At 60.6% G+C, this 17,214-nt stretch carries 13 protein-coding genes and 2 pseudogenes; 5 read left to right on the forward strand and 10 right to left on the reverse strand.

Features of this window, described 5'->3' with window-relative positions:
* Positions 1 to 313 precede the first annotated feature (313 nt).
* Positions 314 to 1,546, reverse strand: coding sequence for an acyl-CoA dehydrogenase family protein (locus tag HX868_RS29170; RefSeq protein ID WP_177005243.1), 1,233 nt, complete (start codon positions 1,544 to 1,546; stop codon positions 314 to 316).
* Positions 1,547 to 1,801: 255 nt separating this feature from the next.
* On the opposite strand from HX868_RS29170, the gene sfnG reads away from it, so the two are divergent.
* Entirely contained in the window at positions 1,802 to 2,926 is a 1,125-nt protein-coding gene (sfnG, locus tag HX868_RS29175) for a dimethylsulfone monooxygenase SfnG (protein WP_177005244.1), read from the forward strand.
* 47 nt (positions 2,927 to 2,973) lie between these two features.
* Here the strand turns inward: sfnG and HX868_RS29180 are convergent.
* Positions 2,974 to 3,417 (reverse strand): annotated as a pseudogene (locus HX868_RS29180) (GNAT family N-acetyltransferase); the annotation flags it as partial.
* A 94-nt stretch (positions 3,418 to 3,511) separates the two neighbouring features.
* Between HX868_RS29180 and HX868_RS29185 the strand changes: the two are divergent.
* Together HX868_RS29185 and HX868_RS29190 are read left to right on the forward strand one after the other, a co-directional pair.
* Positions 3,512 to 5,098, forward strand: a complete 1,587-nt coding sequence (locus HX868_RS29185; RefSeq protein WP_218168857.1) for a RimK family protein — start codon at positions 3,512 to 3,514, stop codon at positions 5,096 to 5,098.
* A 7-nt stretch (positions 5,099 to 5,105) separates the two neighbouring features.
* Positions 5,106 to 6,044 (forward strand): magnesium transporter CorA family protein, encoded by a 939-nt coding sequence (locus tag HX868_RS29190; protein ID WP_095015953.1) that lies wholly within the window; start codon positions 5,106 to 5,108, stop codon positions 6,042 to 6,044.
* 93 nt (positions 6,045 to 6,137) lie between these two features.
* Here HX868_RS29190 and map read toward each other — a convergent pair whose 3' ends face one another.
* Together map and HX868_RS29200 are read right to left on the reverse strand one after the other, a co-directional pair.
* On the reverse strand, positions 6,138 to 6,896 hold the full coding sequence (map, locus tag HX868_RS29195; RefSeq protein WP_177005245.1) for a type I methionyl aminopeptidase: 759 nt from the start codon (positions 6,894 to 6,896) through the stop codon (positions 6,138 to 6,140).
* Complete coding sequence (locus HX868_RS29200) at positions 6,896 to 7,096, reverse strand: ParD-like family protein (protein ID WP_003190946.1); 201 nt, start codon at positions 7,094 to 7,096, stop codon at positions 6,896 to 6,898. Before HX868_RS29200 ends, map begins: the two co-directional genes overlap by 1 nt.
* A 252-nt stretch (positions 7,097 to 7,348) precedes the next feature.
* Here HX868_RS29200 and ilvA point away from each other — a divergent pair.
* Both ilvA and HX868_RS29210 read left to right on the forward strand, forming a co-directional pair.
* Positions 7,349 to 8,335: pseudogene (gene ilvA, locus HX868_RS29205) on the forward strand (threonine ammonia-lyase, biosynthetic); the annotation flags it as partial.
* Between the two features lie 258 nt (positions 8,336 to 8,593).
* A complete protein-coding gene (locus HX868_RS29210) occupies positions 8,594 to 8,860 on the forward strand; it encodes a DUF1652 domain-containing protein (RefSeq protein WP_177005247.1) in 267 nt (88 codons plus the stop codon).
* 64 nt (positions 8,861 to 8,924) lie between these two features.
* On the opposite strand, the gene HX868_RS29215 is transcribed toward HX868_RS29210, so the two are convergent.
* From HX868_RS29215 to HX868_RS29240, 6 genes are all read right to left on the reverse strand, one after another.
* A complete protein-coding gene (locus tag HX868_RS29215; RefSeq protein WP_016980359.1) occupies positions 8,925 to 9,191 on the reverse strand; it encodes a DUF2790 domain-containing protein in 267 nt (88 codons plus the stop codon).
* Positions 9,192 to 9,281: 90 nt separating this feature from the next.
* Positions 9,282 to 11,885, reverse strand: a complete 2,604-nt coding sequence (locus HX868_RS29220) for an autotransporter family protein (protein ID WP_177005248.1) — start codon at positions 11,883 to 11,885, stop codon at positions 9,282 to 9,284.
* Positions 11,886 to 12,027: 142 nt separating this feature from the next.
* A complete protein-coding gene (locus HX868_RS29225; protein WP_177005249.1) occupies positions 12,028 to 12,966 on the reverse strand; it encodes a carbohydrate kinase family protein in 939 nt (312 codons plus the stop codon).
* A gap of 12 nt (positions 12,967 to 12,978) precedes the next feature.
* Positions 12,979 to 14,460, reverse strand: a complete 1,482-nt coding sequence (gene xylB / locus HX868_RS29230; protein ID WP_177005250.1) for a xylulokinase — start codon at positions 14,458 to 14,460, stop codon at positions 12,979 to 12,981.
* A 134-nt stretch (positions 14,461 to 14,594) separates the two neighbouring features.
* Positions 14,595 to 16,076, reverse strand: coding sequence for a mannitol dehydrogenase family protein (locus HX868_RS29235; RefSeq protein ID WP_177005251.1), 1,482 nt, complete (start codon positions 16,074 to 16,076; stop codon positions 14,595 to 14,597).
* A gap of 18 nt (positions 16,077 to 16,094) precedes the next feature.
* Positions 16,095 to 17,198 carry an ABC transporter ATP-binding protein gene (locus tag HX868_RS29240; RefSeq protein WP_016980354.1) on the reverse strand — a complete coding sequence of 368 codons (1,104 nt, stop codon included), beginning with the start codon at positions 17,196 to 17,198 and terminating at the stop codon, positions 16,095 to 16,097.
* Positions 17,199 to 17,214 lie beyond the last annotated feature (16 nt).

Below are 17,214 nucleotides of genomic sequence, written 5' to 3' on the forward strand. Positions count from 1 at the left end.
TCTGGTTCCCCGCGTCATCGTTAACCACCATCGCAGGCAAGCCAGCTCCTACAGTGGACCGCGTTTGCCTTTGCCTTTGCCCTACACCACTCAAGCCGGCTGTCAGGCCGCTGTGCTCTGGCTTTTGATTTTGATCTTAGGCGGCCCCCCAAATCCCTGTCGGATTACGGGCACACCGAGCCTAGGCGAGGTGCCGAGTGTTGGGGCAAGAGCGTTTTGCTTACTTTTGCGCTTTTCAAAAGTGAGCCGCCGTAAGGGCGGAACCATAAGCCGCCATCACCTAAATAACGGATATGCCCCCAAAAACCCAGTCTCAACCCCGCCCATTCCCAATCTGCCAAACAAACGGCGGCTCCACCCCATTAACCACCCAATCCCCCACAATCCGCGCCTTATAAATCACCGGATTATGCGACGACACCGTCCGCGCATTCCGCCAATGCCGATCCAGCGCCTTACCCTGCCGCACATCCGAAGCCCCCAGCGCATTAAACAACTCACTGGTCGCCCGCTGAATCAACCCCGACACCACCACCTGCGCCGTAGCCGACTCAATCTCTGCAGCCACATTGGCTAAACGCTCAGCAGCATCATCCCCCCCAAACCGCGCCAAATACGCCCGTTGCGCCGGCAGCGCCGCCCTCAGCGCGCTCGCCTCAGCGGCATACACCAGCGCCGCCACTTCCCCGACCACCTGTAGAACCTGCGCATCCTGGCTCACATGCGCCGCATTGCCATGACTGTAGATGCGCTTACGGCTGCGCACCTGATACGCCACATCGCGCAAGGCCGCACGCCCAATCCCCGCCAAACTGGCAAGCAACACCAACTGATAGAACGCCGTCTGGTATTTAAACCGGCTGGCAAAGTCGATGACGTTTTCCGCATCCACCACCGCGTCGGTAAAGCGCGATGTGCCGCTGCCGGTAGTGCGCTGGCCAAAGCCGTCCCAATCATCGCTGTGCACCACCCCAGGCTGCCGGGCGCGGGTGGCTGCGATCACATCACCACCGGTGTCGCTGCGCTGGGCGTACACATCAATCCAGTCGGCAAAGATGCTACCCGTGCTGTAGAACTTCTCTCCGTTGAGCTTCCAGCGATCGCCTTCAGGGCTGACCTGGGTGACCACATCGCCGATCGCCACGTTGCCAATCTCGGTCCAGGCGCAGCCGACGATATCGCCGTCCACGAACCGCTTGAACCACAGATCCCGGCCGGCACTGGGCGGGGCGTTCAGACGATCTTCAGCAAAGGCGAAGTGCCCACGCAGGGCCTGGGGTACGTTGGAGTCGGCTTCGGCCAGCTCGATCAGCAGTTCGAACAATTGCGGCAGGGAAGCACCCCCGCCGCCATATTCCACCGGCACGCGCACCGCGCCAAAGCCCGCTTCCTTGAGCCATTGAATCGGTTCATGGGGCAGGGTGCGGGATTGTTCGCGCTCTACGGCACCGTCGGCGATGCGTTGGAAAATCGGACGAAAGCGCGCAGCCAGGGTCGGGTAGTCGACACCGGTGGACAGCGGGTTGATGACGTGTTGTTCGGTCATGGGCAAGGTTCCTGGGCAGTGATCAATGCAAGGGGGATTGCACACTCCGTGCCGGGTATCTGCGCCCGTATTCATGGGCCAAAGCGTTCAGCCACTGTTGCCCTGGCAACAGCTGATCGACAAACCCGCCCACTCTGCGACATCGACGCCTGCATGCGGTATTGCGTGCAACGCCCATGGCCCGTGCGTTTCCCCGGCCTGGCACGCTTGCTGCTCAAGCCCTCAGTACATCCCTATTGTGCGAGGTAACGCGAGATGAGCCAGCAAGCCGTGAAATTTGCCTACTGGGTGCCCAACGTCAGTGGTGGGTTGGTGGTCAGCAAGATCGAACAACGCACCCACTGGGGCATCGACTACAACCGCAAACTGGCGCAACTGGCGGAAGCGGCCGGCTTTGAGTACGGCCTTACGCAGATCCGTTTCACCGCCGGCTACGGTGCCGAAAACCAGCATGAATCCGTGGCATTCAGCCATGCACTGCTGGCCGCGACCACCACGCTCAAGGTGATCGCCGCGATCCTGCCAGGCCCCTGGCAACCGGCGTTGGCGGCCAAGCAACTGGCGACTATCGACCAGCTCACCAACGGCCGTATCGCCGTGAACATCGTCAGCGGCTGGTTCAAGGGTGAGTTCCAGGCCATCGGCGAACACTGGCTGGAGCACGATGAGCGTTATCGCCGTTCCGAAGAGTTCATCCGCGCTCTCAAAGGCATCTGGACCCAGGACGATTTCACCTTCAAGGGCGACTTCTACCGCTTCAACAACTACACCCTCAAGCCCAAGCCACTGGGCCAACCGGAGGTGTTCCAGGGCGGCAGCTCACGGGCCGCGCGGGACATGGCGGCGAGGGTGTCGGACTGGTACTTCACCAACGGCAACACCCCGGAAGGCATCAAGGCCCAGGTCGATGACATTCGCGCGAAAGCGGCGGCGAACAACCATTCGGTCAAAGTCGGCGTCAACGCCTTCGTGATCGCCCGCGACACCGAGGAAGAAGCCCGCGCCGTGCTCGCGGAGATCATCGACAAGGCCGACCCGGAGGCGGTGAATGCCTTTGGCGATGCAGCGAAGCAAGCGGGCAAGGCATCGCCGGAAGGCGAGGGCAACTGGGCCAAATCCAGCTTTGAAGACCTGGTGCAGTACAACGATGGCTTCAAGACCAACCTGATCGGCACGCCCCAGCAGATTGCCGAGCGCATCGTCGCGCTCAAGGCGGTGGGGGTGGACCTGGTGCTGGCGGGGTTCCTGCATTTCCAGGAAGAAGTCGAGTATTTCGGCAAACACGTGTTACCGCTGGTGCGCGAGCTGGAAGCCAAGGCCGCTGCAGGAGCGAGTTTGCTCGCGAAAAACGTCAAGGATGACGCGAGACTCCTGGTTTAACGCGGTGTCTGGGCGATCTTCGCGAGCAAGCTCGCTCCTACAAGAGACAAGGTCTTTTCTAACCGAAGGGCGGCGGTGTGGTCTTCGTAATAGGCGTCGATCAGGGCAAAGCGCCGATAACCGTTGCGCTCATAGAGGCTGAGAGCGCCGGGGTTGTCGGTGCGCACTTCCAGGCGTAGGCGGGTGCAACCCCGTGCCACGGCGATAGCTTCAACGCGGCTCAGCAGCTGTTTACCCAACCCCATGCCACGCGCAGCTTCGGTAATGGCGATGGAATACAGACGCGCCAACGAGGTGCCACGGTGGAACAACACCAGCGCATAACCGAGCAATTGCCCGTCATTGTCCGCCACCAGCAACTGGCCATGGGCGCGGCTGACCATCCACTGGAAACTGCGCCGTGACAGCCGGTCAGTGGTGAAGCAGTGCTGTTCCAGTGCCACCAATCCGGGCACATCCAAGCGGGTTGCAACGCGAAAGCAAAGAGCCATATGACCGCCGTAAAAGTTGCGTAACGAAACGGGACTTCTCTAAAAGATCGTGCTTAATAGAAAAGGTCGAGTTCTCTAAAGCGGATCAAATATTATGTCGGCGGTACAAGGTCATTGGCGTGAAGTATCCGAGCAAACCCTCGCGGCGACAATAACTAATACAGGTTATTTTTCCGCACCATCGAAAGGCAACAGTCAAGTCGTGATTATTGTGGAGCGCAAGGAAGATTGGGCCTCCTACTTCCCCAGCGAAGACATCGTCACCGCCCAGGAATACCTGGAGCAGACCCGTGAGAACGAGAGTGGCAAGCGCGTACAGGTGATCAATCTGTGCCGCAGCTACAAGTACCTGGGCCACGGTTATTACTGCTCGCTGCTGGCCGAAGCCCGTGGACACAAGGTGATTCCGTCGGTGCGCACCATCAGCGAACTGACGAAGAAGTCGCTGTACGGGCTGGCCCTGGATGACCTGGATAAAACCCTCGATAAAGCCTTGAGTCATCATCTCTACAGCAATACCGAAGGCTTTACCCTGACACTTTATTTTGGCCGGACCAATATAGAGCCGTTGCAGGACTTGGCCCGTCAGTTGTTTGAAGCCTTTCCATGCCCGATCTTGTTAGTTGATTTTAAAAAGAATAACGGTTGGCATATTGAAGGGGTTAAATCGGGGGTGCTGCACAAGTTGCGCGACGATCAGGAAGATCAATTCGCCCACGCGCTGGACAACTTCAGCCGCAAGATCTGGCGCCAGCCGCGTTCACGTCGCCTGGCCCGTTATGACCTGGCCATCTTGCACGACCCTCAAGAGCAATTGCCGCCGTCCAACGCCAAGGCCCTGGATAATTTCATCCGCGTCGGCAAGGGCCTGGGCATCGATGTGGAGCTGATCGAACGCAAGGACTATTCGCGCCTGGCCGAATACGACGCCTTGCTGATCCGCGAGACCACCAGCGTCGACAACCACACCTACCGCTTCGCCAAGAAAGCCGAAAGCGAAGGCCTGGTGGTGATGGATGACCCGGCGTCCATCCTGCGCTGCACCAACAAGGTTTACCTCACCGATCTGCTCAACAGTCACCAACTGGGCATGCCCGCTACGGAGATTCTGTACAAGGAACGACCGGAAGATTTCGAACGGGTCGGCGAGCGCCTGGGTTTCCCGCTGGTGCTGAAGATCCCCGACGGCTGTTTCTCGCGAGGCGTGATCAAGGTAGAAAGCCAGGAAGCCTTGCTCAAGGCCACCGCCGAATTGTTCGAACATTCCGTGCTGTTGCTGGCCCAGGAATTTTTCTACACCGAGTACGACTGGCGCATCGGCGTGCTCAACCGCAAGCCGATCTTTGCCTGCCAGTACTTCATGTCCAAGGGCCACTGGCAGATCTACAACCACAAGGCCATCGGCCAGGCCATCAACGGTGAATGCCGCACCCTGGCGGTCCACGAAGCGCCCAAAGCGGTGGTGGAACTGGCCGTGAAGACCGCCAACCTGATCGGCGATGGCCTCTACGGCGTCGACCTCAAGCAGTCCGGCGACAAGGTGGTGGTGATCGAAGTCAACGACAACCCCAACCTGGACGCCGGTATCGAAGATGCTTATTTGCAGGACGATTTGTATGGGCTGGTGCTGGAGGAGTTTGTGCGGCGCCTGGAGTTGAAGCGTCAGGGCCAGGTCTGGTGACCCGCCGATGATCCAGCGTTTCGAACTGACCGATGGCAAGCTGCACAGTGGGGAACGAGACGATGCCCCGATCCAGTTGTTCAACAACCCTGACTTGGCCGAGCGCGAGTGGCTACGGGACCACCACAAGCTGGACGAACACGCCCTGGCCTCGGCGCTGGACCCCGACGAAGTCTCGCGCATCGAGTTTCACCCGGACAATCTGTTCCTGATCTGGAAACGCCCGGAAAACTACTCCGGTGGCGGCAACCTGGTGTTCGAGGTGTCGTCCTGCGGCCTGCTGTTTTCGCCTGGCCGCCTGCTGGTGATCGCCACCGACGAAACCCCGCTGACCGGCCTCGGCAAGCGCCGCCCGTTGCACACGCCGCTGGATGTGCTGCTCGACCTGTTGCTCAACAACATCCACCACTACCTGGGCCACCTCAAGGTGATCAAGCTGGTCGCGCGGGAATTGCAGCAGCAGTTCAATGCATCCATGAGCAACCACCACCTGATGCAGATGTTCAGCCTCAGCGAAAGCCTGATCTATTACATCAACGCGCTGCACAGCAACGGCGCGGTGCTTTCGCGGTTGCGCAACCACGCGGAAAAGGAGCATTTCAGTTCGGAGATACTGGCGCTGATCGACGACCTGATCATCGAGAACCACCAGTGCTACAAACAGGCGGAGATCTATTCCAACGTGTTTTCCGGGCTGATCGACGCCCGTGGCAACCTGATGAACAACAGCATGAACAACCTATTGCGCAAGCTCACCTTGATCAACGTGGTGTTCCTGCCGCTGAACCTGATTGCGAGCATCGGCGGCATGTCGGAGTTCAGCATGATGACGGCGGGGACGCCGTGGTGGGTGTCGTATCCGCTGTTTCTGGCGGCGATGGGGCTCGGAGGAGGGCTGATGGTGTTGGGGCTCAAACGAATAGCCGGCGGCTCGAATGTCGTGTGAACACCGATCCTTGTAGGAGCTGGCTTGCCGGCGATGCAGCCAACGCGGTGTTTCAGGAAAACCGCAGCGATGCCATCGCCGGCAAGCCAGTTCCTAAAAGGGTGAAGGTTGCAGCGTCAGCACTTCAAACCCATCCGCCGTCACCGCCACGGTATGTTCCCACTGCGCTGACAGGCTGTTGTCCTTGGTCACCACGGTCCAGCCATCCTTGAGGCTGCGCACTTTCGAGCTGCCCTGGTTGAGCATCGGTTCAACGGTAAACACCATGCCTTCGCGTAGCTCCAACCCCGTTCCGGGACGGCCAAAGTGCAGGACCTGTGGTTCTTCATGCATCTGTCGGCCAATGCCGTGGCCGCAATATTCGCGGACCACGCTGTAGCCATTGGCTTGCGCGTGGCTCTGGATAGCGTGGCCGATATCGCCTAGGCGCGCGCCGGGCTTGACCTGGCGGATACCGGCCCACATCGCTTCGAAGGTCTTCTCGACCAGGCGCTGGGCCTTGGGCGTAACGCTGCCGATCATGTACATCTTGCTGGAGTCGGCAATGAAGCCACCTTTTTCCAGGGTGATGTCGATGTTGATGATATCGCCGTCCTTGAGGATGTCCTTGGCGTTGGGCATGCCATGACACACCACCTCGTTGATCGAGGTGTTGATGGAGAAGGGGTAGTCGTATTGGCCCAGGCTAGCGGGGCGGGCCTTGAGGTTGTTGCGGATGAAGGCTTCGACGGCGGCGTCCAGCTCCAGGGTGGAGCGGCCAACGGCGACGAACCCGTCAAGCATGGTAAAGACCTGGGCCAGCAGGCGCCCGGATTCACGCATCACGGCCAGTTGGGCGGCAGTCTTGATCATCAACTGCGCCCCCGGATCAGGTCGGGTTTGTCCAGCAACAGTTTGTTGATCAATTCGTTGTAGGGCAGGTGGGGGTTGAGCTCGGCGAGCAGGCCGATCTTGATCCAGAATTCGGCCTGGGCGTTGATGGAACGGTCCATCGCAGCGCTGGCCAGGCGCAGTTGTTCGTGCAGTTGGTCGGTGATCTTGACGATGCCCATGGGGTTCACTGTGCAGGGTTGATATACAAAGCGTATACGTTTCGTATGCTATGAGTAAACCTTTTGTTGACTTGTTCGGCCGGGGACGGTTAATTTCGCGGCATGACATCTCAAACCTTTCGCAGCCAGCCAAGCATTATTACCGCCATTCCTCATTTGGCGGGATAGCGCACGGCTGTACCCAAACCCGCCCTAGAGGCGGGTTTTGTTTTTCCGTCTCCTGGGCCTTGAACAAAAAGCCAGGAAACACCTATGAGCACCTGCACCGCCGACTCGGCACTCCTTGAGCGTTACGTAAAAAAGATCCTGGCCGCGCCGGTCTACGACCTGGCAGTGCGCACGCCGTTGCAACCCGCACCCGCATTGTCGGCGCTGCTGGGCAACCAGGTGCTGCTCAAGCGCGAAGACTTGCAGCCAACCTTTTCCTTCAAGATCCGGGGCGCCTACAACAAACTGGTGCAGTTGAGCGACGAGCAAAAGGCGCGCGGCGTGATCACGGCATCGGCTGGCAACCATGCCCAGGGCGTGGCGCTGGCAGCAAGGGAGTTGGGGATCCAGGCGCGGATCGTCATGCCCAGCACCACGCCGGAGTTGAAGGTACTCGGCGTACGCTCCCGTGGCGCTGAAGCGGTCTTGCATGGCGAGAGTTTCCCCTTTGCCCTGGCCCACGCGCTGCAACTGGCTGAAACCTCGGGATGCACCTTTGTCTCGCCCTTCGACGATCCCGACGTGATTGCCGGCCAAGGCACTGTGGCCATGGAAATCCTGCGCCAGCAGCAAGGTGCCCTGGACGCGATATTTGTGCCGGTGGGCGGGGGTGGCCTGATCGCCGGGATCGCCGCCTACGTCAAATACCTGCGGCCCGAGGTGCGCATCGTCGGCGTCGAACCGGAAGGCTCCAGCTGCCTGATGGCCGCGTTGAAGGCCGGTGAACGGGTGGTGCTGCCCTGCGTCGACGGGTTTGCCGACGGCACAGCGGTGGCGCAGGTGGGCGCCTATGGGTTTGAAATCTGCCGGGATTGGGTGGATGACGTCATTACGGTCAGCAACGATGAGCTGTGCAGCGCCATCAAGCTGATCTACGACGACACGCGCTCAATCACCGAGCCTTCAGGTGCGTTGGCGGTGGCGGGGGTTCGCAAGTACGTCGCCCATCATGGCCTGCGCAAACAGACCTTGGTGGCAATCAATTCCGGAGCGAACATCAACTTCGATAGTTTGCGACATGTTGCCGAAAGAGTCGCCGCACAGGGCTGTAATGAATTTGGAGTCAAGAGTTAAACGTTTAATCGCTGCGGTTCGACGACGATTCACACCCTACAGTTTTACTTATATAACCCGGCAGGTGGCTTATGAGGAAAAGTTACAACGAAGGCCGATTTTGCCGAGTAGGCTTGGGTGTTACAAGCGTCTTCCAGGGCTGGCAAGGCGCGGCGGGCATGCGCTCGCCGGATACACAACAATCTGTTGGCAGTCTCATAAAAGGAGAGGTTGACCATGCTTTCGGAACTAGAGCTTCGCAGCATTATTGAAGGAAGTTTCCTGCCCAAACGGTGCGAATGCACCAAAGCCGAAGATGCTTCGCTGACGATCAAGGTCTACGACGACCGCGACCGTGACCGGGTGGATTTGGAAGTCAAAGGCATCAACGCGGACAGACTCGACAGCAGTCGAGCGATTTGCAACCTGATCGCCGGGTTGCGCGAAGATCTCAAACACGCGCATACCCCCATCCTGCAACGCGTAGGAGGGCGCGCTTACTGAGAATGCTTGAGCTTGACCTGTGGGCCTGGTGACTGCCAGGCCCAGTGCTGTTCAACCCCGCCAATCAGTTCTGGAAATCGCACGCTTCGGACATCTTCCGGTAGCTCACGTCTTCGACTTTGCCCGCCTTATCCAAAAACTTGATATCTGCCTTGATGACTTTGCATTCATCGGTCTGGGTTTCGTTCATCGCCAGGACTTTGGCGATATTCATCGGCATGCCGTACTGGTAAGGAACGGTTTTGACGGCGTTTGAATCGTCAGCCTGGGCCAGGCCTGACACTGCTGCCAGTGCCAGGGCGCCGCCAAGCATTAACGTGCGCAGTTTCATGGTGGTTCTCCGCAAGTGGGTACAGCTTCACTCTCGACTCGCGGGATTAACCATCGATTAATGTTTGCCGGGCTGACAAAACCTTCATGTTTACCAGCTCATCCGCACCCCGGCATTGCCGCTGACACCCTCCATCGCGTTGCCGTCCAGATTGGTGTTGTAGTCTGCGGCCAAGTAGACGCTCACCGAAGACGACAGTCGCGCAACCACGCCGACACCCACATCCGCCGTGGACGACTTGTGATCGCTCTTGATGCGATCCACATCATCGTAAGTCACCGTGTCGCTGCCACCGAATGTGCGCCAGGCGTTGGCCCGCAGATAAGGTTCGACCGGTGTGTTATTCACCAGGTAGCGACCCTTGAGGCGAGCGCCGAGGCGGCCGGTCCAGTAATCCTGGGAGTCGAACGACACCCTGGAAATACCGTCGTTCTGGCTGTCCAGGTCGATCGTCTGGCGGATCACCTGGAACTGGGGTTCCACGACCCAATGCTCGGAAACGGCAATCGGGTAGCCGGCTTCGGCGGACAGCGCCAGGGCATGGCCTTTGGTGTCCATCTTTATACCCCGCTCGGACTTGTTGTCGCCCTTCAGGCGCGTGCCCATCGCCACCAGATCCACATACCAGCCGGTCGGATCAGTGAGCGTCCAGTAGGCACCGACGTGATCGCCATCGAGTTTGACCCGTCCGGAACGATTGTTCTGCCAGCCCATCGAGAAACCTTTTACGTCCCCGTTCAGGCGACTCTGGCCGATAAACAGCCCGAAGCGCTGAATCTGCCCGCCGCTGGTTTCGGATGCATACAGGTCATGACCGACCTGATAGCCCTTCACCGAACCGTCGAAGCTCGGCGCCACGGTGCCCGACCAGTGCTTGTTGAAGTCGCTGCCATAGGCACGCCCCCAGCCTGCTGGCACCGTGCCGGTCTCGGTCAGCAGGCTTTGCTCGCCTTGGCGATCATGAAAGGTGCCCAGCGCTTGCAGGGTCATCAACTGTGCGGCGGGCACCACCACCGAATACACCGGCACTTCCAAGCGGTACAGCGCGATAGGCTCAGCACCGGCAATGGCGGTCGGCAGCGCGGGGTTGCTCGCGGCGGATTCCGGCGAGTTGCCTGCCGCCACCTGGCTGGGCGGCGGGGCGGGGGGCGAGATCGGTGCGACGGGTTGCGAGGTCGGCGGTTCCACGGGCGGCTCGTCGGGGTCGACCACGGACGGTGTCGCCGGAATGGGCGCTACGGGCACTACCACCGGTGGTGTCGGTGGCACCGTTGGCACCGCCGGCGGTTGCACGGCAACCACCGACGAGCGCAGGTACCAGTTGTTTTCGGTACCGGCCGTCACGCCGCCCTTGAACAGCAAGTATTCATAGGCCCCGGCCGAGACCGAGCCCTTCAACGAGAAGGCATCGGTGCTGCTCACCGCGCCGTTGAGCGCCTGCACCACCTCAATCCCATTGTTGCGGGTAAAGCCCCCGACGCCGCCAAGATTGCTTACCGCCAATTGGGTGTGGCCACTCAGCGTGCCACCGGACACCACCAACTTGTCCGTCGCGGAGTTTTCATCGCCCAGCACGGTTTGCAGCCACACCTGGCCGTTATTGCCTACGTAGTTACCATACACCGTCAGCGCATCGTTGGCGGTGGCGCTGCCGGTGGTCATATCGATGGTACCGGCGTTGTTCAGCGTCGCCAGTTGGCCGGCGAGATAGGGCCGCACGCTGCCTTGGGTCACGGCCAGCGTACTGCTGCCGTCAATGTTGAAGGTGCCGGTATTGCTTGCGCTGTCACCCAGGAAAAAATCCCCAGCCAGGTTGAAGCGTGAAGTGTTGGTGAGGTTGACCGTCTCCCAGCCGATGTAGCGGGCCGCCGTGCTCGACGTCGTGCTGTCGAAGGTCAGTTGATCGGTGCCCAGGCCGCCGTCGATGGAGGGCGTGGCAGCCAGCAGGCTTTCGCTGAGTCCGCGCAGCAGCGCGGTATCGTCGCCATCGCCCATCAGCACCGCTGATTTGATCTGGCCTCCGTTGAGCCAGTTGAAGGTGTCATTGCCGACGCTGGCGCGGATCTCGCCATTGATCACGCCGCCACTGACCGTGATGCTGTCGTCGCCGCCGCTGGTGCTGATATTGCCGCCGATGCTGCCGCCGGAAACGGTGATCTTATCGGTATCGAAACCGGTGACCAGGTTGCCCAGGATTGCGCCGCCGGACATGTCATAGACGTTCTTGTCGAGCTTCATGTCGACCCGACCGATAGTGCCACCGGTTTGCTGCGCCACGTCGCCGTCCTCGAACGCGCCGACGATGGTGCCGCCAGTCATCAGGAAGGTGTCACGGCCGTCGCCCTGTGCCAGGGACTGGATTTGCCCGCCGTTCATAATGAAGTCATCGATGCCGGCACCTTGCTGTACAGCGCCGGTGATCTGGCCGGAATCGATCCGCACGGCGTCCGTCCCAGGACCGAAGATGACGCTGCCGTTGATGACGCCGCTGCCACCTGCAGGCAGGGTCAGGCTGTTATTGCCCAGGAAATCGGTCAGGCCGGCACTGGTGCCGCTGTTACAGGTAAATGTGTCGTTGCCCGGGCCGGGAGTGAGTGTGCAGGCAGCGTAGGATGGTTGTGGTGTGGTGTACTGCAGTGAGAGGAGGCCGACAGCTAAAACGGCGCGGGTTGAAAAACCGTTGCTCTTTTGCATGGGTCTGTCCTGCATCTATTGTAATTACTGCTCCTGTTGGGGTTTAGCACAGTTTTCCTACATGGCAATGTTTATATAAACGCGCGCAGGCCACGGAATACGTGGCCTGCGTGGTGGCACATTGGTCATGTTGCTGCCGGGTTCAGCTCACCTGATGGCGGTAAGGCAGGTCCGGACCGGTCTTGGTGCAGGTCAATGCAGCGGCGCGAACGGCAAAGCCCAGCATGGCGTCGACCTGTTCCCGCGTGAGCTGTTGCAGGCCCTCTACCGAGTCAAGCTGCTGCTCGGTCAACCAGGCAATCAACGCGGCCTGGAACGTATCACCCGCTCCCACGGTATCGGCCATCACCACCTTGACCGCCGGTGCAGACCAGTGGCCATGTTGGCGACTGAACACACTGGCGCCGTCGCCACCACGGGTCAGGAACACCAACTGGCAACGGTGTTGCAGCCAACCCTGCAACACGCTTTCCGGCGACTGATCGGGATAAAGCAGGTGCAGGTCTTCGTCGCTGACTTTGATCAGGTCGGCGTGTTTGACCAACTCGCCCACGCGGTCGCGCCACAGTTGGATATCCGGTTGCGGGTTGAGCCGTACGTTGGGGTCGAGGCTGATCAAACGCTTGCCGCTTTCGCGCTTGACCAGGCTCAGCAGGGTGTCGCCGATGGGTTGCACCACCAGCGAGAACGAGCCGATATGCAGGCCACGGATGTCATCATCCAGCTCGGGCAGATGGCTGACTTCAAGCAATCGGTCGGCGCAGCCTTCGCCGCGAAAGTTGTACTGCGGTGAGCCATTGGCGCCCACGGCGACCATCGACAAAGTTGTCGGCGCCGCAAATTCCACCAGGAACTGCTCGCTGACGCCCTCATCCTTCAGCACCTGCAACAAACGACGTCCGAGGAAGTCGGTGGACAAGCCGCCGAACAAGCCCGCCTCGATACCCAGGCGGCGCAAGCCGACCGCGACGTTGAACGGCGAACCGCCGGCAATCGCCTTGTAATTGACCTTGGAAGCCTGCCCGCTGGCGTCTTCCTCGCTGAAAAAATCGAACAGCGCTTCACCACACACCAGATACATAGTCGTTCGCTCTTAAAGGGTTGCCACGTGCTGTTGATAGCGCTCGTAGGCGTGTTGATACGCGCTGACGCTGGCCGCCAACGGCAGCGTGCGGCTGGTTGGGTCGACGCTCACGCATTTGTCGCACAGGCTGGCCAGTGACTCGCCGGACTGGCTCCACGCCGCCTGGATAGCCGCGCCCAGGGCGGCGGCTTCACTCTGTTCGGTGCAGACCACTTCGGTGTTCATGATATCGGCGACCATCTGCCGCCAGACCGGGCTTTTCGAACCGCCGCCGATCAGGCGGATGCTCTGGCTCTGCAGGCCGGTCTGGCGCAGCAGGTCCAGGCCGTAGCGCAGGCCGAAGGTGGTGCCTTCGACCACTGCGCGGCACAGGTTGGCACGGGTCAGGTTGGTCATGGTCAGCCCGTGCAGGCTGCCGGTGGCGTGGGGCAGGGCAGGCACGCGTTCGCCGTTGAGGAACGGCAGCATGCTCACGCCGTCGGCGCCGATGGGCGCTTGCTCGACCAAGGCGTTGAACGCAACCAGATCGAGGTCGAACAGCTCGCGGATCACCCCAGTGGCGTTGGTCAGGTTCATGGTACAGATCAACGGCAGCCAGCCGCCGCTGGATGAACAGAAGGTGGCCACCGAGGCTTGCGGGCTGACGTTGGGTTGGTCGGCAAATGCATACACGGTGCCCGACGAGCCGAGGCTCATGGTGATCACGCCAGAGGCAATGTTGCCAGTGCCGATGGCGCCCATCATGTTGTCGCCACCGCCGCTGGAGACGATGGCGTTGGGGTTGATGCCTAGGCGTTCGGCAATGGTTGGAAGAACGGTGCCGACGCTTTGATGGGCTTCAATCAGTTGTGGCAGCGCCCGCTCTAGACGACCGCTCGGATCGATGTGCTTGAGCAGCGCCACATCCCATTCACGGGTGCGCACGTTGAAGTAGCCGGTGCCCGATGCATCGCCGTATTCCGCGACGGCGCGGCCGGTGAGCCAGTAATTGAGGTAGTCGTGGGGCAGCAGGATATGCGCGATGTGCACGAAGATGTCCGGGTGTTGTTCGCGGGTCCACAGCAGCTTGGACACGGTGTAGCCCGGTGCAATCGCCACGCCGAGGCGTTCCAGGGAACCGCTTTCGCCGCCCAAGTGTTGCAAGAGCCTTTCGTTTTCCGGCGCGGTCTCGGTGTCGCACCACAGCTTGGCCGGGCGCAGCACCTGGCCTTGGTCATCCAGCAGCACTAAACCATGCTGCTGGCCGGAAACGCCGATACCTAGGATGTCCTGGCCGTCCACGCCTGCCTGTTGCAGGGCGCGATGGGTAGCTTCGGTAAAGGCGTCCAGCCATTCCTGGGTGTGCTGCTCGCGACGGCCATTGGCGCCGCTGATCAGCGTGTGCGCCGCGGCGCCCAGGCCCAGTACCTTGCCGCTGGTGGCGTCGAGGACGATGGCCTTGGTGCCTTGGGTGCCGCAGTCGATGCCGAGAAACAGGTTCGTCTTTGTCATTGTGCATCTCGAATGCAAGGGCAGGCTGTTTACCTTGTAGGAGCCCGGCTTGCCGGCGATGAGGCCCTTGAATTCAGCACAAGATTCAAGATTGCCATCGCCGGCAAGCCGGGCTCCTACAGGGGCGGTGTGGTTCAGTGGATAGGGGCCAGGAGCTGTTCAAGGGTCTCGGTGACGCCCTTGTCGCGCAGACTCACATAGCACCGCTCGAACGCTGCCACAAACTCAGGCGAATTGGGAATAGCCTTGCCAAAAATCTCTTCCACCCCCAGCAAACGCTGGCTGATCAAGGCCTCATCACTCACCAGTCCCTGGCAAAATTCCGCACGCGGATCGGGGATCGTGTAGCGCACCCCATTCTCGTCCACGCCCTTCAAATACAAAGCCCAGGCCGCAACAACCAACGCCGCACGCTCAGTCTCGCGCCCATCGGCAATCAAGCGGTTGATGGTCGGTACGGTGAACTTGGGGAACTTCGACGAGCCATCCGAGCACACGCGCTCCAGTTGGTCGGCAATCGCCTGGTTGGAGAAGCGGTCCACCAGTGTTTGCTTGTAGTCCGTCAGGTCGATGCCTGGCACCGGCGCCAGGTTTGGCGTGACATCCAGGTCCATGTAAGCGCGCATGTAGGCAACAAATACCGGGTCGTTCATGGTTTCGTGCACAAACCGATAACCCTTGAGAAACCCCAGGTAGGTCAGTGCCAGGTGGCTGCCGTTGAGCAGGCCGATTTTCATTTCTTCATAGGGCGTGACGTCATCGGTGAACTGCACACCGACCTTTTCCCAGGCCGGGCGACCGTTGACGAACTTGTCTTCCAGCACCCACTGCACAAAGGGTTCGCACACCACCGGCCAGGCATCGTCGATACCGTGGTCATCATGCAGTTGCAGGCGGTGCGCGGTGCTGGTCATCGGCGTGATGCGGTCGACCATGGCGTTCGGAAAGCTCACGTTGGCCTTGATCCAGTCGTGCAGTTCGGCGTTGTGCAGTGCGGCGAAGGCCAGCAGCGCCTTGCGCGTCACGGCGCCGTTATGCGGCAGGTTATCGCAGGACATCACGGTAAACGCCGGGGTGCCGGCGGCGCGGCGTTGGGTCAGCGCAGCGCAGATAAAACCGAACACGGTCTTCGGGGTGCTTGGGTGCGCCAGATCATGTTGGATCTGCGGCAGGTGGGCCATGAACTCGCCGTTGCTGTCGTCGATGCAGTAGCCGCCTTCGGTGATGGTCAGCGAAACGATGCGGATCGCCGGGTCAGCCAATTTATCGATCAGCGCCTGGGCGCCGTCTTCGGCCAGCAGCATGTCACTGATCGAGCCGATCACACGCACTTCGGTGTCGTCGGTGTCGCCCAGCTCGTACAAAGTGAACAAGTAGTCCTGGCCGGCCAGGTCGTCGCGGGCCTTGCGGTCTTCGGTACGCAGGCCGACGCCGCAGATGCTCCAGTCCAGGCCGATGCCGGTGTTCATCAGCGCGTCGGTGTAATACGCCTGATGCGCGCGATGGAAACCGCCGACGCCGATATGGGCGATGCCCTGCGTGGTGCTGGCAATCGCATAGGTGGGTAGCTTCACGTGCGGTGCCAACTGGGTGAGGTTCTGTTTATTCAGTTTCATCAGCAAAGTCTCGCGAAATCAGGCGGCAGCGCGCAGTGGGCGGGCCACGGCAACACCGTCGGTGTCGAACAGATGGCAGTGCGCCGGGTCCAGGTGCAGGTGCAGCGTCTCGCCGTACTGGCTGGCCATGTCGCCACGGATTCGCATGGTCAGCGGCTCGCCATTGGCGGTGTTGACGTGGCAGAAGGTGTCGCTGCCCAGGCGCTCGCCGACGTCGGCGGTGACCGTCAGAGTCGTCTGGCCTGGAGAGGCGATTTCCAAGTGTTCCGGACGAATGCCCAGGGTCACGGCGCTGCCCACGCTCAGGGTGGCGCCACTCAGCGGCAGGTTGATCAACGTGCCCGCGTCCAACTGCACTTCGCAGCTTTGGCTTTCAACACGGGTGACTTTGCCCTTGAGGAAACCCATCTTCGGCGTGCCGAGGAAACCCGCCACAAACAGGTTGGCTGGCTGGTGATACAGCTCCAGCGGCGAGCCGACCTGCTCGATACGGCCACTGTTCAGCACGACCACTTTGTCGGCCAGGGTCATCGCCTCCACCTGGTCGTGGGTCACGTAGATCATCGTCGCTTGCAGCTCTTTATGCAGGCGCGCCAGTTCCAGGCGCATCTGTACGCGCAGGGCAGCGTCGAGGTTGGACAGCGGTTCGTCGAACAGGAAGATCTTCGGGTTACGCACAATCGCGCGGCCGATGGCAACACGCTGGCGCTGGCCGCCGGACAGCTGCTTGGGCTTGCGCTCCAGCAGCGGGCCCAGTTCCAGGATGCGCGCCGCTTCGCTGACCTTGCTCTCTACCAGCTTCTTGTCGACACCGGCCAGGTCCAGGGCAAACGACATGTTCTTGCGCACGCTCATGTGCGGGTACAGCGCGTAGGTCTGGAACACCATCGCCAGGTCACGCTTGGCCGGGGTCACTTCGGTGATATCGCGGCCATCCAGTTCGATGGTGCCTTCGCTGACTTCTTCCAGGCCGGCGATCAGGCGCAGCAGGGTGGATTTGCCGCAGCCCGACGGGCCGACGAACACCACGAACTCCTTGTCGTTCACTTCAAGGTCGATGCCCTTGATGATGGAAAAGCCTTCGAAGCCTTTTTGCAGATTCTTGATTTTCAGGTTGGCCATGATGAGCCTCCGCTAG

It is taken from the genome of Pseudomonas reactans, from assembly GCF_013385825.1.
Classification (GTDB): domain Bacteria; phylum Pseudomonadota; class Gammaproteobacteria; order Pseudomonadales; family Pseudomonadaceae; genus Aquipseudomonas; species Aquipseudomonas reactans.

Coding starts and splice junctions, on each gene's coding strand:
- xylB (WP_177005250.1), bottom strand. CDS start 14,460: ATGACAAAGACGAACCTGTTTCTCGGCATCGACTGCGGCACCCAAGGC.
- HX868_RS29170 (WP_177005243.1), bottom strand. CDS start 1,546: ATGACCGAACAACACGTCATCAACCCGCTGTCCACCGGTGTCGACTAC.
- HX868_RS29200 (WP_003190946.1), bottom strand. CDS start 7,096: ATGGGCATCGTCAAGATCACCGACCAACTGCACGAACAACTGCGCCTG.
- HX868_RS29235 (WP_177005251.1), bottom strand. CDS start 16,076: ATGAAACTGAATAAACAGAACCTCACCCAGTTGGCACCGCACGTGAAG.
- HX868_RS29220 (WP_177005248.1), bottom strand. CDS start 11,885: ATGCAAAAGAGCAACGGTTTTTCAACCCGCGCCGTTTTAGCTGTCGGC.
- map (WP_177005245.1), bottom strand. CDS start 6,896: ATGATCAAGACTGCCGCCCAACTGGCCGTGATGCGTGAATCCGGGCGC.
- HX868_RS29240 (WP_016980354.1), bottom strand. CDS start 17,198: ATGGCCAACCTGAAAATCAAGAATCTGCAAAAAGGCTTCGAAGGCTTT.
- HX868_RS29225 (WP_177005249.1), bottom strand. CDS start 12,966: ATGTATCTGGTGTGTGGTGAAGCGCTGTTCGATTTTTTCAGCGAGGAA.
- sfnG (WP_177005244.1), top strand. CDS start 1,802: ATGAGCCAGCAAGCCGTGAAATTTGCCTACTGGGTGCCCAACGTCAGT.
- HX868_RS29190 (WP_095015953.1), top strand. CDS start 5,106: ATGATCCAGCGTTTCGAACTGACCGATGGCAAGCTGCACAGTGGGGAA.
- HX868_RS29210 (WP_177005247.1), top strand. CDS start 8,594: ATGCTTTCGGAACTAGAGCTTCGCAGCATTATTGAAGGAAGTTTCCTG.
- HX868_RS29215 (WP_016980359.1), bottom strand. CDS start 9,191: ATGAAACTGCGCACGTTAATGCTTGGCGGCGCCCTGGCACTGGCAGCA.
- HX868_RS29185 (WP_218168857.1), top strand. CDS start 3,512: ATGTCGGCGGTACAAGGTCATTGGCGTGAAGTATCCGAGCAAACCCTC.